The sequence below is a fragment of the Paracidovorax citrulli genome (genome assembly GCF_900100305.1).
GTDB lineage: Bacteria > Pseudomonadota > Gammaproteobacteria > Burkholderiales > Burkholderiaceae_C > Paracidovorax > Paracidovorax citrulli.
The window spans coordinates 1-14,752 of record NZ_FNEY01000053.1; the positions used below are offsets into that span (position 1 = coordinate 1).

At 67.2% G+C, this 14,752-nt stretch carries 14 protein-coding genes; 4 read left to right on the forward strand and 10 right to left on the reverse strand.

The genetic code is table 11. From position 1 onward, the window contains the following. Positions 1-293: 293 nt before the first annotated feature. Positions 294-1,535: a Ulp1 family isopeptidase gene (locus BLR99_RS22335; protein ID WP_160298150.1), complete on the forward strand. Its 1,242-nt coding sequence runs from the start codon at positions 294-296 to the stop codon at positions 1,533-1,535. Between the two features lie 6 nt (positions 1,536-1,541). On the opposite strand, the gene BLR99_RS21680 is transcribed toward BLR99_RS22335, so the two are convergent. The 3 genes from BLR99_RS21680 to BLR99_RS21690 form a co-directional block, all read right to left on the reverse strand. Beyond that, positions 1,542-2,267 carry an HAD family hydrolase gene (locus BLR99_RS21680; protein WP_011797371.1) on the reverse strand — a complete coding sequence of 242 codons (726 nt, stop codon included), beginning with the start codon at positions 2,265-2,267 and terminating at the stop codon, positions 1,542-1,544. 269 nt (positions 2,268-2,536) lie between these two features. Beyond that, positions 2,537-4,414 carry an ATP-binding response regulator gene (locus BLR99_RS21685; protein WP_017438487.1) on the reverse strand — a complete coding sequence of 626 codons (1,878 nt, stop codon included), beginning with the start codon at positions 4,412-4,414 and terminating at the stop codon, positions 2,537-2,539. Positions 4,415-4,436: 22 nt separating this feature from the next. Beyond that, entirely contained in the window at positions 4,437-4,877 is a 441-nt protein-coding gene (locus tag BLR99_RS21690; RefSeq protein WP_017438488.1) for a YchJ family protein, read from the reverse strand. Positions 4,878-4,973: 96 nt separating this feature from the next. Here BLR99_RS21690 and BLR99_RS21695 point away from each other — a divergent pair, with 96 nt between their 5' ends. Continuing rightward, entirely contained in the window at positions 4,974-5,477 is a 504-nt protein-coding gene (locus BLR99_RS21695) for a DUF421 domain-containing protein (protein WP_011797374.1), read from the forward strand. A 109-nt stretch (positions 5,478-5,586) separates the two neighbouring features. Then, a complete protein-coding gene (gene pepE / locus BLR99_RS21700) occupies positions 5,587-6,300 on the forward strand; it encodes a dipeptidase PepE (RefSeq protein WP_011797375.1) in 714 nt (237 codons plus the stop codon). A 24-nt stretch (positions 6,301-6,324) separates the two neighbouring features. Here the strand turns inward: pepE and BLR99_RS21705 are convergent, their stop codons facing one another. The 7 genes from BLR99_RS21705 to BLR99_RS21735 all read right to left on the reverse strand — a co-directional run bounded on the left by BLR99_RS21705 (position 6,325) and on the right by BLR99_RS21735 (position 14,350). Beyond that, on the reverse strand, positions 6,325-7,455 hold the full coding sequence (locus BLR99_RS21705; protein ID WP_017438490.1) for an acyl-CoA dehydrogenase family protein: 1,131 nt from the start codon (positions 7,453-7,455) through the stop codon (positions 6,325-6,327). 66 nt (positions 7,456-7,521) lie between these two features. Then, positions 7,522-8,622, reverse strand: a complete 1,101-nt coding sequence (locus BLR99_RS21710; protein WP_017438491.1) for an acyltransferase family protein — start codon at positions 8,620-8,622, stop codon at positions 7,522-7,524. 34 nt (positions 8,623-8,656) lie between these two features. Beyond that, positions 8,657-9,355, reverse strand: a complete 699-nt coding sequence (locus BLR99_RS21715) for an SDR family oxidoreductase (RefSeq protein WP_228193943.1) — start codon at positions 9,353-9,355, stop codon at positions 8,657-8,659. After that, positions 9,352-10,536 carry an acetyl-CoA C-acyltransferase gene (locus tag BLR99_RS21720; protein ID WP_011797379.1) on the reverse strand — a complete coding sequence of 395 codons (1,185 nt, stop codon included), beginning with the start codon at positions 10,534-10,536 and terminating at the stop codon, positions 9,352-9,354. Before BLR99_RS21720 ends, BLR99_RS21715 begins: the two co-directional genes overlap by 4 nt. A gap of 82 nt (positions 10,537-10,618) precedes the next feature. Then, positions 10,619-12,427, reverse strand: a complete 1,809-nt coding sequence (aceK, locus tag BLR99_RS21725; protein WP_011797380.1) for a bifunctional isocitrate dehydrogenase kinase/phosphatase — start codon at positions 12,425-12,427, stop codon at positions 10,619-10,621. Positions 12,428-12,470: 43 nt separating this feature from the next. Continuing rightward, on the reverse strand, positions 12,471-13,133 hold the full coding sequence (gene can, locus BLR99_RS21730) for a carbonate dehydratase (protein ID WP_011797381.1): 663 nt from the start codon (positions 13,131-13,133) through the stop codon (positions 12,471-12,473). 29 nt (positions 13,134-13,162) lie between these two features. Then, on the reverse strand, positions 13,163-14,350 hold the full coding sequence (locus BLR99_RS21735; protein ID WP_011797382.1) for an isovaleryl-CoA dehydrogenase: 1,188 nt from the start codon (positions 14,348-14,350) through the stop codon (positions 13,163-13,165). A gap of 144 nt (positions 14,351-14,494) precedes the next feature. Here BLR99_RS21735 and BLR99_RS21740 point away from each other — a divergent pair. After that, positions 14,495-14,752: leucine zipper domain-containing protein (locus BLR99_RS21740; RefSeq protein ID WP_139160200.1), on the forward strand; the 258-nt coding region annotated here is incomplete at its 3' end.

Genomic DNA, 14,752 nt, shown 5'->3' on the forward strand with positions numbered 1-14,752 from the left:
GCTGGCACTCACGCCGATCTCACGCGCCAGCTCGTCGGGCGTGGCGCTGTGCGGTGGCAGCAACCTGCCCACCGCTCTGTCTTTGAATGCTTGTCCGTATCGTGCCAACTGGCTTCTCGCTCTTCGCCCCCGGGGTGAAACACACGGCAGCGGGCCGGCGCCTGAAGGCACCTGCAAGGCTGTGCATTTGTGGACGATGCGCTGCGCGCACCGGCCCGCTTGCCGTGGACAACGCTTCGCGTTGCCCACCACGCAGACCTTCGACCACAACTACACAGCCTCCTACTACCTTCATGAACTCCGAACACCGGAGTCCTATCGAGGCGACAACTATTCTGACGCGGGGGGAACCCTCGACGCCCCAGTACCCGCCCGCTGCCCCGGCCTTCAGCGAAGCCGGCCCCTACCACGCTCCCTATTACTACGGACAGCCCTATGCTCCACCCGGTGATTCGTTCTTTTCCGGATTCTCGGGAGAAGTGCGCCGCCACTACGAGCCCCCGACGCCCCAGTACCCTCCCGCCACCCCCGCATCCAGCGAGGCTTCCCTCTATTACGACCCCTACTACAACCCCTATCACGGGCAGCAATACGCTCCACCCGGCGATTCGTTCTTTTCTGGATTCTCGGCAGAAGTGCGGCGCCACCACGAACCCTCGACGCCACAGTATCCGCAGAACTCCACCTCCACATTCGGCGATCTTTCATCCCTGAACGAAGGCGCGTATTCGACCCGCGATTTCGATCTCAATATGCCGGCGGAAGTCACGCAGCCATGGCGGGGCGATGGTTATGACGACGTCGAGTCGGCGGTCAGCCCCGAACGGATCGACGTGGACGCCCTGCCTTCTCCGCAGAATTCCTCCGCACCGGCAGGCCAGGAATTGGCCCTGGCCGAAGAGGAGTGGCTGGGCGATGAGCACCTGATCACCTATGTCGGTACCATCGCGGACCGATTGCGGGGCCAGCCCGGCGCGGACTTGCTCAATTTCGCCGACCCGCTGCTGGTGACCCAGCTGATCCAGGGGGAAAGCGAGCAACGGAACAACGCCATGTACCACATCATCGGCCGGGGCGGGCCCATCGTTTTCCTGCCCGTGAATGCGCCGGACTCCCACTGGTCGCTGCTCGTCATCGACCAGCGTACCGGCAATGCATTCCACTACGACTCCCTGGTCTCTCCCGGGGACGCCAGGAACGCGGTCCACACACGCCAGTACCAGCTGGCCAGCAGGGCTGCGCGGGCCATGGGTATCACCGGGCCTGTCCAGGGCATGCCCATCGCCCGCCAGCGCGACGGCCATTCCTGCGGCGACCATGTGCTCCAGGCCACCGAACAGCTGGCCCAGAGCGTGATCGCCGGCACGTTCGGCCAGCCGGGCACCATGGACCTGAGCGATCTGCAGACGGACCGCGGCCTCATTGCCGACACGATCGCCAACGCCACCGCAGACCGTAATGCGGAGCCGCCCCCCGCCGCGTCCCGAACGCACGAAAGGCCAGCGAAGAAAAACAAGAAATGGTGGAAGTTCTAGCAACCGTTAAGCCGGCGCCTTGCCCAGGAAATCCGGCAACTCGGCCATCGAACCGATGACCGTGAAGGCCCCTGCCGCCCGCAAGGCTTCGGCGGCGTCGTGGCCCCAGGCCGCCGGGCTGTAGCCCACCACGGCAGCCCCGGCGGCCACGCCCGCGGTGACGCCCGTCACCGTGTCCTCGACGACGAGGCACCGGGCGGGCGCCACCCCCAACGCTGCGGCCGCGGCCAGGTACACGTCCGGCGCCGGCTTGGTGCGGGGCATCTCGTGCCCGCTGAACACGCGCCCCTGGAAGTGCGGCAGCAGTCCCACCTTCGAAAGCTGCAGCTCCACCTTGTGCCGGTCGGCGCCGGATGCGCAAGCGATGCGCCCCGACGTGCGGGCGTGCGCCGCCTCCACGGCCTGCCGCGCGCCCGCAATGGCCTCCAGCTCCGCAGCCAGCGCGGCATTGCGCCGCTCATAGAAAAGGGCCATCCACTCGTCCGTCAACGGACGGCCCGTCTCCGCCTCGATCCGGGCGGCTTCGCTGCGCACGGCCTTGCCGATGAAGATGCGCATGCACTCCTCGAGCGTGAGCGGCCATCCGGACTCCTCCAGCATGGCACGCAGCACGCGGTGGGTGATCGGCTCGCTGTCCACCAGCACGCCGTCGCAATCGAACAGCACGGCGCCGAACGAAGGAAACGTCCCGGGCCGGGTGGAAGGGGACAGCGACAGGGCGTCGGTGGGCATGGCAGAGATAGATCCGTTGAAAGTGCGCGCCAAAAAGCGAAGCCCGCCTGGAGCGCCGCAAAGCACAATCGAATCTACCGCATGCGGGCCTGGCGCCCGCAGGGCCGGTACCCGATGCGCCGCCACATAAAGAGGAACGGCAAGGCCGCGCGTGGCCCGGACACGATGAAGCGACCGGCACGGCCTGCCGTGAGAGCGCCGCAAAACGCGGACGCAAGGCATTGTCGGAAGAACAGGGACGCACCCCTACCCCACCGGAGGGATTTTTTTTACCCGGCAGCACATCCGCGGCCAGCGGCGGGGCCTCGGGACTTCTCGTCCAGCCAACGCGCCAGCACCGAGTGCAGCGCCTCCGGCGCGAGCGGCTTGCGAAAGACGAGATAGCCGTCCTCCTCGGCCTGCGCCAGCGGGGCGGCGTCGTATTCGCCGCTGACCAGCGCTCCGCGCGCGGAGGGAAACCGTACGAGCAGGGCGCGCAGCACGTCGAACCCGCTCTCACCTCCGCCCAGGCGCTGATCGCACAGCACCACGTCAGGCGCCGTGCCGGACTCCGCATGCGCCATGGCCTGCGTCGCCGTCGCAGCCGTCACGACACGCAGCCCCCAGGACTGGAGCAGCTCTGCCACCGCGCGCGCCACCTGCGGATCGTCCTCGACCAGCAGGCAACGGCCCGACAGCGAGCCCAGTCTCCGCTGCCACGGCGGGACCGGAACCACCGCCGGCCCCGGCGGAGCATCGGAGCTCCCCGGCCCATCCTTCGCCGCCTCCACCACCAGCCAGAAGCACGAACCGCGCCCCGGCCGGGATTCGAAACCGGACTCCGCATCGATCAACCGCGCCGACCGGGCCACCACCGACAGTCCCAGCCCGTGGCCCGCGACTTCCTGGGTCCAGCGGGCCTCGCTCCGGTAGAAGGGGGCGTAGATGCGGTGCCGGTCTTCCTGCGGCACGCCCGGGCCGGTGTCCCAGACCTCGATGCGCCAGACCCCGCGCCGCATCCGCGCACTGATCAGCACGCCTCCCACGCGCGTATAGCGCAGCGCGTTCTGCACCAGGTTGAAAACCATCTGCCGCAGCAGCGCCGCATCGGCACGCACGACGGCCGGCCGGCGCCGCGGCAGATAGACCTTCAGCCGCAGGCCGCGATGGCGCGCATCCGGGCCGAACACCGTGGACACGTCGTGCAGTACCTCCGCGAGAGGGACATCCTCCTGGACGACGGCATAGGCGCCGGACTCCAGCCGGGACAGGTCCAGCAGCGCGTTGAAAAGGAACGTCAGCGAGCGGGCGCAGTCCTGGATCCCCTCCAGCACCGGCACCAGGCCCGCGTCGGCATTGCGCTGCTGCGCCGACTCCACCAGCAACCCCATCGCATGCAGCGGCTGGCGCAGGTCATGGCTGGCCGTGGACAGGAAGCGGTTCTTCTCCTCCAGCGCGCGCTCGGCCTCCTCCTTCGCCGCAAGGTAGCGCTGGGCCAGCTGCAAGCGCTGGCGCTCCATCTCCACCTGCTGCACGACGAAGCGCCGCGAACCCCACGCATGCCGCAAGACCACCCCGCCATACAGCACCGTCAACGGCAGCATGGCCTGCCAGCGGTCCGGAAAGTACCAGGCCGAGGCCAGCAGAGTGGGCCCGTAGATCGCCGCGAAGAATGGAAAGAACACCCGGGGGTGCGGCGCCAGGAAGGTGGTTCCCACGGCCAGTACCGCGCAGATGACGAGGTAGGTCAGCAGCCGGAACTCCAGCGGCGCGCCGTGCGTGAGCACGATGGGCACGGCCCAGAACGCGCCGTCCAACGCGGCCATCGCCTGGAAGGTCCGCTCCCAGCGCGGCACCACCACCTGGTCGGGCAGTACCGCATCGCGGCGGAAACGCCGCAGCAGGAACAGGAGCAGGCAGACGAATACCAGGAAGCTCCCCCACCACGCCAGCATGTGGGCGGCAGGCGTCCCATGGCGCGCGTACAGCCAGGTCAACACACCGGGGATCACGAGGGCGGGAATTTCCGAAGTTCCTCCCCGCGATGCGAGCGAGTCCAGCAGCCGGCGCCGCACCGCCAGATCGAGTCCGGCACCGGATGCGTGGGCATCGTCGCCGTCCGCTCTGCGCCATGCGTCGGGATAGAGGCTGTCAGGAGCGATGGGCATCGGTTGGCATCGGCGGGCGGTATCAGCCGCGCGGAAACTCGCCATTCACATAGAACCAGCGCCCGCCCTCGCGCACGAAGCGGCTGCGCTCGTGCAGGCGATGCGCGCGTCCCCCGGCGTCGCGTTGGCGGGCCACGAACTCGACCTCGGCGTGGTCTTCGCCCAGGGGGCGGTGCTCCCGCACCTCCAGGCCGAGCCAGCGCACGCCCGGATCGAACTCCACCGAGGGAGGCCGGTGCTCCGCGGCCCAGGTGGCGAGCAGGTAACCCGCGTTCCCCCGCACGAAGGCCGTGTAGCGCGATCGCATCAGGCTTTCGGCATCGGGCGCGGGGCACGCATCCCAGTGGTCGATGTACCGTCCGCAGCATTCCGCATAGGACAGCGGCGCGCGCCGGCTGGAAAGCCGCCCGCAGGGACAGTCGGAAGAAGAGGGTGAGAAACGGGACACGGCCACCATCGGCATGGGAACGGGTCCGCATTCTTGCAGATGCGCCGCCGATGGCACACTCGCTGCCGGCGCGGTATGCATGCCGGGCCCCTTTTCCCCTGGAGATCGACAATGTGGGCTCTGAGCGTGCCTTGGTGGGAATTCATCCTGCGCGGCGTGGTGGTGTATGCATTCCTGCTGATATTCCTGCGCCTCACGGGCAAGCGCCAGACAGGGCAATTCGCGCCATTCGACCTCGTGCTGCTGCTGATCCTGTCGAACGCGGTGCAGAACTCCATGAACGCGGGCGACAACTCGCTGATCGGCGGGCTCATCTCGGCATCCACGCTCATCGTCTGCCACATGGTGCTCGCCAGGCTCACCTTCCGTTTTCCCCGGCTCGCCCATCTCGTGGACGGTCGCCCGCAGACCCTGGTGCAAGACGGCCGCGTGGATCGGCTCCTCATGCGCCGCGAGCTGCTGTCGGCGGAAGATCTCGCCGCCGCGCTGCGCGCCGGCGGCTGCCTGCACCTGCACGAGGTCGAACGCGCGACCATCGAGACCAACGGCCAGATCACCGTGGTGCTGCGCGAACGCGGCAGCGCCGGCGGCGGAGGCATTGCGGACCGGGGGTGAAGAAAGGCCGAGCCCTCCGGGCCGCTATGCTCCGGACCGCAACCCCACCATCGATCCATGCCCACGCGCCCGCCCGGGACATGTGCCGGCTTTCTCACACACCCCCACCATGAATCTCCTGCTTCTCAGCAATTCCAGCAGCGATGCCGGCTACCTCACCCATGCCCGGGGATGGATCGCCGACTGGGCCGCCGCGCAGGCCCGTCACGGCGACGCGGTATTCATGCCCTTCGCGGGCGTGTCGCGCGGCTGGGACGATTACGAGGCCCTGGTGGCCGGAGCGCTCGCGCCGCTCGGATTGGACGTGCGCTCGGCACACCGCGCAGCCGACCCGGTCGCCGCGGTAGCGCAGGCCCGCTTCATCGTGACCGGCGGCGGCAACACCTTCGCCCTGCTGGGCCAATTGCGGCGGCTCGGCCTGCTCGGCGCCATCGCTGCGCGTGTGCGCTCCGGCGAAGCCTCCTACCTGGGCTGGAGTGCCGGCTCCAACGTGGCCTGCCCGACCATACGCACCACCAATGACATGCCCATCACCGACCCGGGCGGCTTCGACGCCCTGGGCCTGGTGCCCTTCCAGATCAATGCACACTACACCGACGCGCACCCTCCGGGGCACCGCGGCGAAACCCGCGAAGAGCGCCTGCGCGAGTTCGGCCTGCTCAACCCTGGTGCGCACGTGGTGGGTCTTCCGGAAGGTACCGGGCTGCGCGTGCATGGCGGCGCAGCCACCGTGCTGGGAGATACGGCACCCGTGCGCCTGTTCCTGGGCGCCGCGCCGGCACGCCTCCAGGGCCCCGGCCCCTTGGAGCTGCCACGGGCCTGAAGCCCCGGTCCGGGCGAGCCGGTCTCAGGCCAGCGCGCGGGTGATGAGAATCTTCTGCACGTCGCTCGTGCCCTCGTAGATCTGGCACACGCGCACGTCGCGGTAGATGCGTTCTACCGGGAAGTCGTTGACCACGCCGTACCCTCCCAGCGTCTGTATGGCTGCGCTGCACACGCGCTCGGCCATCTCGCTCGCGAACAGCTTGGCCATGGCGGCCTCCTTCAGGCAGGGGCGCCCCGCGTCCCGCAGGGTCGCCGCATGCCAGATCAGCTGGCGAGCGGCCTCGAGCTGCGTGGCGCAATCGGCCAGCCGGAATCCCACGGCTTGGTGCTGGAAGATCGGCTGGCCGAAACTCTCGCGCTCCTTCGCATACTGCACGGCCACGTCGAAGGCGCTGCGCGCCATGCCCACGCTCTGCGCCGCGATGCCGATGCGCCCCCCTTCCAGAGCGCCCAGCGCGATCTTGTAGCCCTCGCCCTCTGCGCCGATCCGGTTCTCCACCGGGATGCGGCATCCCTCGAACATGATCTGCGCCGTATCGCTGCTGCGCTGGCCCAGCTTGTCCTCCAGCCGCGCCACGACGTAGCCGGGGGTGTCGGTGGGCACGAGGAATGCGCTCATGCCGCGCTTGCCGGCGGCACGGTCGGTCACCGCGATCACGATCGCCACCTGGCCATTCCTGCCGCTCGTGATGAACTGCTTCACGCCGTCGATGGCGTATTCGTCCCCATGCCGCACCGCCGTGGTACGCAGCGCCGAGGCATCCGAGCCGACGTGGGGCTCCGTCAGGCAGAAAGCCCCCAGCATCTCGCCGCGCGCCAGGGGCTCGAGCCACCGGCGCTTCTGCGCCTCGCTGCCGTAGCGCATCAGGATCGCATTGACCGGACAGTTGGTCACGCTGATCGCCGTGCTCGTGCCACCGTCGCCTGCCGCGATTTCCTCCAGAACCAGTGCCAGCGACAGGTAGTCCAGCCCTGCGCCGCCGTACTCCTCCGGCACGCAAATGCCATACGCCCCCAGCGCGGCGAGGCCGCGGTGCGCATCGCGGGGAAACAGGTGCTCCTTGTCCCAGCGGGCCGCATGCGGCCACAGCTCCGTCTGCGCGAATTCGCGCACCGCGTCGCGGATCATCTCCTGGTCCTGGGTCAGCAACATGCTTTTGTCTCCGTCATTGATCGAAAGTGGGAAAAGGCTGCGCAAAAAAGGAGCGGTGCACCGTCTTCAGGAGGCCGGGTTCCGGAGCACCGGGCGCAGGCTCCGGCGCAGGCGCTCGGCCAGGCGGCGGCCATGGCGTATGCAGGGCTTTTCAACGCCATGCCACGAAAAGGCGGCCATGGCGAAAGTCAGCACCAGCGAGAGCGCGAGGCAGACCGGCAAACCCCACCCGCGGCGCAGGCATACCTCCGTGAGCGCCTGCTGTATCGGGAAAGCGTAGATATAGACGCCATAGGAGAAATCCTCCCGAGGAAAACCGCCCCACCGGCCGCGGCGTACCCCGGCGTACGCCGCCCAGAAGATGCCGCACGCCACCATCATCCAGACCCCGGATTGCACTCCCCAGTCCGCCGTGGCGGCGGTCGCGGTCCAGGCCCCGCAGGCAGCCACGATCCACATCCACGGATGGCTGCGCACCCGGTAAGCCGCGCAGGTACAGCCCAGGAGGAACAGCACGCCGAGCGCTGCAACCTCGGCAGCGCCGAACAGCTCGGACAGCCACGCCGGTACCGAGAAGCCCCATCCCGCCACCCGGGCCAGGAACCACCATGCCGCCATCGACAAGGCCGCCGCCGGAAAAATCCAGCGCCGCTGCAGGCCCCCTGCCGCGCCGGCCACCGACAGCAGCAGATACATCAGCAGCTCATAGCGGATCGACCAGAGCGATCCGTTCACGGCCCTGGCGAAGGGATTGGACTCGAACACGCCCGGCAGCACCTGCACCGTCGCGATCCCCGCCGCATTGTTGAAGAAATTGAGCCACGTGCCTGGATGCGTCCAATACTCCGCTGTCGGCAATCGCGTCATGGCCCAACCCACCACGAACACGGAAAACGCGCTCGCGACGACCAACCCAGGAAAGATGCGTGCCACGCGCTTCACCCAGAAAACGCCCAGCGCGGGCTCACGCTCCCAGCTTTGGAAGACCAGGTAGCCGCTGATGAAGAAAAAGCAATAGACGGCCAGCGAACCCAGGCTGTGGCCGGGAAACGGAACCGGCAGCGTCAACCGGTAGAGGAACTCGCCATGCGACAGCAGCACGGCGACGGCAGCCGCCAGCCGGAGCAGATTGAAGCGATTGTCCCCATGGGACACCGGCACGCTCACACGGCCACCCCGACCATCCCTGCGCGGGCGGCGTTCACCATTGCGCCGCCCTTCTTCCATCGTGGTGCAGCAACCGCCCCCGGTCATTCGGGGTGACCCCCTCCAGCACGGCCCGCATGCGCTCCACGCTCTCCGTCACCTCCAGCGCGCCTCCCGCCCCACCCATGTCCGTCCGCACCCAGCCCGGATCCAGCGTGACGAGCGTCGCCCAGGGATAGTCGTGCTGCGCGGCCGCCACGGCCATGTTCAGCGCGGCCTTGCTCGTGCGGTACAGCCACGACCCGCTGTTGGGCACACCACCGATCAGCGACATCGAGGACGAGAGGAACGCGAACACGCCACGGGCCTCCGCCACCAGGGGCGCCACCTGTGGCAGCGCCTGCATCGCGCCGAGCACGTTGGTATGCATCACCGCATCGAAATCCTCCTGCGTCGGCGGCGTGAGTGCTCCAGGGCGGCGGATCACGCCGGCGACATACAGCGCCAGGCCGATCTTCTCGCCGTCGAGCTGCCAGGCCAGGCCGCTCACGCTGGCCGGCCGGGCCACGTCCACCGTCAGCACTTCGGCTCCCAGCGCACTCACGCGTGCGCGCCCGGCCTCGTCGCGCACCGTCGCGATCACGCGCCGCCCCGCCTCGCGGTACTGGCGCACGAACTCCAGGCCGATGCCCCGGGAAGCCCCGATGACCAGCACCGGATGGCTGGAGCGCTCCTCCGACACGGCAGCGCTCACACCAGTTCGATCGCCATGGCCGTGCCTTCGCCACCGCCGATGCACAGCGTGGCCAGCCCGCGCCGCTTGCCACGGGCCTTCAAGGCATGGATCAGGGTCACGATGATGCGGGCCCCACTCGCTCCGATCGGGTGCCCCAGCGCGCAGGCTCCGCCGTTCACGTTCACGATGTCATGCGCCACGTCCAGCTCCTTCATGAGCGCCATGGGCACCACCGCGAAGGCTTCGTTCACCTCCCAGAGGTCCACGTCCTGCACGCTCCAGCCGGCCTTGGCCAGCGCCTTCTGCGTGGCACCCACGGGCGCGGTGGTGAACCAATTGGGCTCCTGCGCATGCATGGCATGGCCCGCGACGCGCGCGATCGGCACGGCGCCGAGACGGCGGGCCGTGGACTCGCGCACCATCACCAGCGCCGCGGCGCCGTCGTTGATGCTCGAACTCGATGCCGCCGTGATGGTCCCGTCCTTCTTGAACGCCGGCTTGAGCGCGGGAATCTTGTCCAGCCGCACCTTGCCCGGTCCCTCGTCCACCGACACCACCGTCTCGCCGGCACGCGTCTTCACGGTCACCGGTGCGATCTCGGCCGCAAACGCCCCGGATTCGGTCGCCGCCTTCGCCCGCTGCACGCTCGCCACGGCGAATGCATCCTGCTGCTCGCGCGTGAACCCGTACTTCGCCGCGCAATCCTCGCCGAACGTACCCATCGAGCGTCCGGGCTCGTAGGCGTCCTCCAGCCCGTCGAGCATCATGTGGTCGAAGATGCGGTCGTGGCCCAGCCGGTAGCCGCCGCGGCCCTTCTGCAGCAGATAGGGCGCATTCGTCATGCTCTCCATCCCGCCGGCCACGATCACTTCGTGCGTCCCTGCGAGGAGCATGTCGTGCGCGAACATCGCGGCCTTCATGCCCGAACCGCACATCTTGCTCAACGTGACGGCTCCGGCGCTCTTGGGCAGCCCGCCCTTGAACCCGGCCTGTCGGGCCGGCGCCTGCCCCTGCCCCGCCATCAGGCAATTGCCGAACAGCACCTCGCCGACGCTCTCCGGCGCGATGCCTGCGCGCTCCACGGCCGCACGGATCGCCACGCCTCCCAGGTCATGGGCAGCCAGGCCCGAGAAATCGCCCTGGAAAGTCCCCATGGGCGTACGTGCGGCACCGATGATGACGATGGGATCTTGCTGCATTCGGAGTCTCCTGTGAAATTGCTGGGTACGGGTCAGTGAAGAACAGCGCAGGGGGCAGGCCCGCCGCCGCGCGGCATGGGAGTCAGGCCGGCGAACCGGTGCCGGCGCCGAAGCGCCGCTCAGGGTCGTAGGGAAATACGTCGTACATGTGCCCGGCCTGTATGCGCTCCTTGTGCGATTGCCAGAAGACCGGATCGAGCAGGTCCGCATGGTGGCGCATGAACACCTCCCGCACGGCATCGTTGCCCAGCAGGAAAGGCCCGAAAGTCTCCGGGAACACGTCGCGCGGCCCCACGGCCCACCAGACCTCGCCCGAAAGCTCGTCCTCTTCGTTGCGCGGGGCTGGCACCCTCCGGAAATGGCAATCGGTGAGGTATTCGATCTCGTCGTAGTCGTAGAAAACGACCTTGCCGTTGCGGGTGACGCCGAAGTTCTTCCACAGCATGTCGCCGGGAAAGATGTTGGCCGCCACCAGATCCTTGATCGCATTGCCGTACTCGACCACGCTGCGCTCCATCTGCTGCCGTGCGCGCGCATCGTGCGGACCCGCATCGAACGCCTCCTGCAGGTAGATGTTGAGTGGAATCATCCGCCGCTCGATATACACGTGCTTGAGGATCACCTCGACATTCCCGTCGCCGTCGCGGTCGCTGATCTCCAGCTGGCTGGGTGCGAATTTCTCTATCTCGGCGATCAGATCGTCCTCGAAGCGCTCGCGCGGGAAGGCCACCTCGCTGTACTCCAGCGTGTCCGCCATCCGGCCCACCCGGTCGTGCTGCTTCACCAGCAGGTACTTGCCCTTGATCTGCTCCCGCGTGGTGTCCTTCTGGGGCGGGTAGTAATCCTTGATGACCTTGAACACGAACGGGAACGACGGCAGGTCGAACACCAGCATCACCATCCCCTTGATCCCCGGCGCGATGCGGAAGCGATCGCTCGAGTAGCGCAGGTGGTGCAGGAAATCCCGGTAGAAAAGCGTCTTGCCCTGCTTGGCAAGCCCCAGGGCGTTGTAGAGCTCCGCCCGCGGCTTGCGGGGCATCAGGCTGCGCAGAAACTGCACGTACGCGCTCGGAATCTCCATGTCCACCATGAAATAGGCCCGGGCGAAGCTGAACAGCATCTGCAGGTCGTCCTCGCCGAACAGCGCCGCATCGATCACGTAGCGGCCATCGGTACCGTGCAGGATGGGCAGCGCGAAAGCCAGTTCCTGGAACCCGTTGATCACCTTGCCCACCAGGTAAGCGCCCTTGTTGCGATAGAACAGGCTGGACAGCACCTGGATCTGGAAATTCGCACGCCACTTCGCCGGCCCGAGCCGCGGCCGCATCACCTCCGCCACACGCCCGGCATCGCGCGCAAGATCCTCGAACTCGCCCTGCAGCTGGAAGTTGTCCACGACACGCACCAGCGTCTCCTGCAACGACTCGGGCGTGGGGTAGTAGGCCCGGTAGGTCGGCCGCGCCCCGGGCTCGTCGTTTTCCAGGTACTCCGTGCTGATGGCCGGCCGCACGAAGATGAAATCATTGTGGAAGTGCGTGCGGTGCAGGATCTTGGTCGTGACCGAATTGAAGAACGTCTCGGCCAGTTCGGGCTGCCGGTGCCCCACCAGCAGGCCGATGTAATGCAGCTTCACCTGGTGCCACACGTCCATCGGCTGCGCCCCCGCGGAAAATTCCTTTTCGAGCCTGCGCACGCACTCCTTCACGCGCAGGTCGTAGAACTCGATGCGCTCGCGCTGCGCGCGCTGCTGGCCTGACCAGTCGGACGTCTCGAAGCGGTGCTTCGCACGCGCCGACTCGGCACGGAACAGCCTGTAGTGGCGATCGAAGCCGTCCATCATCGCCTGCGCGATGCCGTAGGCGGCAGGAGAATCGAGACGCCGTGGGAACATGGCTGCTTGCTCCATCGACACGTTGCCGGAAAGTGGTGGCGACCTACCCCCGCAGGCGGTTGGCCACGCCCTGGATCGCCGCCTTGTACACGGAATCCAGTCCCTGGATGCCCGACACCGTCATGTGGAGGTTGTTGATCAGCCCATCCTTGAGGCCATAGCACCAGCCGTGCAGCGTCACCTTCTGCCCCCGGCCCCAGGCATCGGCCATCACGGTCGTCTGCGCCACGTTCACCACCTGCTCGATGGCATTGAGTTCGCACAGCACGTCGAGCTGCAGGTCCGTCGGCGTGGCGGCAATCAGCTCCTTGTGGCGGTCTCGGACATCCTTCACATGGCGGATCCAGTTGTCGGCCAGTCCCACGCGAACGCCCTCCAGCGCCGCGCGAACGCCACCACAGCCGTAGTGGCCCACGACCATCAGGTGCTCCACCTGCAACTGGTCCACCGCGTACTGGATGGTCGAGAGGCAGTTCAGGTCCGTGGGCACGACCACATTCGCCACGTTCCGGTGCACGAACACCTCGCCCGGCTCCAGCCCCGTGATCTGGTTGGCCGGCACCCGGCTGTCCGAGCAGCCCACCCACATGTACCGGGGCTTCTGCTGCGCCATCAGCTCCGTGAAAAAGCCAGGACGCTCCCGCTCCATCCGCGCGGCCCATGCGCGGTTGTGGACGAACAATTCATCGATACTGGGAGCGGTCATCAGGCTTCTTTCTGGAGCGTTGTACAAAGTCAGGTGGTCTCGGCGAACAGTTCCCGACCGATCAGCATGCGGCGGATCTCGCTGGTGCCGGCGCCGATCTCGTAGAGTTTCGCATCCCGCCACAGACGGCCGAGCGGATACTCGTTGATGTATCCGTTGCCGCCGAAGATCTGGATGCCCTCGCCGGCCATCCACGTCGCCTTCTCGGCACACCACAGGATGACAGAGGCGCAGTCCTTGCGCACCTGCCGGACGTGTTCCGTGCCGAGCATGTCCAGATTCTTCGCCACGGTGTATGCGAAGGAACGCCCCGCCTGGAGCACCGTGTACATGTCCGCCACCTTGCCCTGGATGAGCTGGAACTCGCCGATGCTCTGGCCGAACTGCCTGCGGTCGTGAATGTAGGGCACCACGTTGTCCATCACCGCCTGCATGATGCCCAACGGACCGCCCGTCAGCACCGCGCGTTCGTAGTCCAGCCCGCTCATGAGCACCTTCGCCCCGCCGTTCACCTGGCCAAGCACCTGGGAGGCAGGCACCTCCACATTCTCGAACACCAGTTCCCCGGTGTGGCTACCCCGCATGCCCAGCTTGTCGAGCTTCTGCGCAATGCTGAAGCCCTTCATGCCTTTCTCGATCAGGAAGGCGGTGACGCCGCGCGCACCAAGTTCCGGCTCGGTCTTGGCATAGACCACCAGCGTATCGGCGTCAGGGCCGTTCGTGATCCACATCTTGTTGCCGTTGAGCAGGTAATAGCCACCCTTGTCTTCGGCCCGGAGCTTCATGCTGATGACATCCGAACCCGCACCGGGCTCGCTCATGGCCAGGGCTCCGACATGCTCGCCGGACACCAGCTTTGGCAGATACTTTCGCTTTTGCTCCTCCGAGCCGTTGCGGTGGATCTGGTTCACGCACAGATTGCTGTGCGCACCGTAGGACAACCCGACCGACGCGCTGGCGCGGGAAATCTCCTCCATCGCCACCATATGGGCAAGGTAGCCCATCTGCGCACCGCCGTAGGCTTCGGAAACCGTGATGCCCAGCACTCCCAGCTCGCCCATCTTGCGCCAGAGATCCATCGGAAACTGATCTTCCCGATCGATCTCCCCGGCGCGGGGCGCGATCTCGGCCTGTGCGAACTCCCGCACGGCGTCGCGCAGCGCGTCGATGTCTTCACCCAATTGAAAGTTCAGTCCGGGCAACGAGGAAATGCTCATAGGGGTTGTCTCCTTGAAGGGGTGGCAAGACTGCCTTCGGCGTGTCTACACGGCCTAGGTGTGATGTCTCAATAGGTTGTTCATCCAGGCCCGACCTGGGAAGCTGTGGTTACCAGGCCCCAGCAACTCAGGACAGGACACCGGATGAACAGTCATAAGCATGCGCGATTGACCCGCGCAGGTCGAGCCCTTCTGGTCGACAGAGTGCTCCAGCAGAACTGGACGATGCGCCAAGCCAGCGAAGCCGCAGGCGTGAGCCTGCGCACCGGCTACAAGTGGATGGCCCGCTTTCGCAACGAAGGCCCCGATGGCTTGCTCGACCGCAGCTCCCGCCCGCACCGCAGCCCCCAGGCCTGCCCACCCGAGCAGGTCCAGCTGTTCGAACAGCAGCGCCGCCAGCGC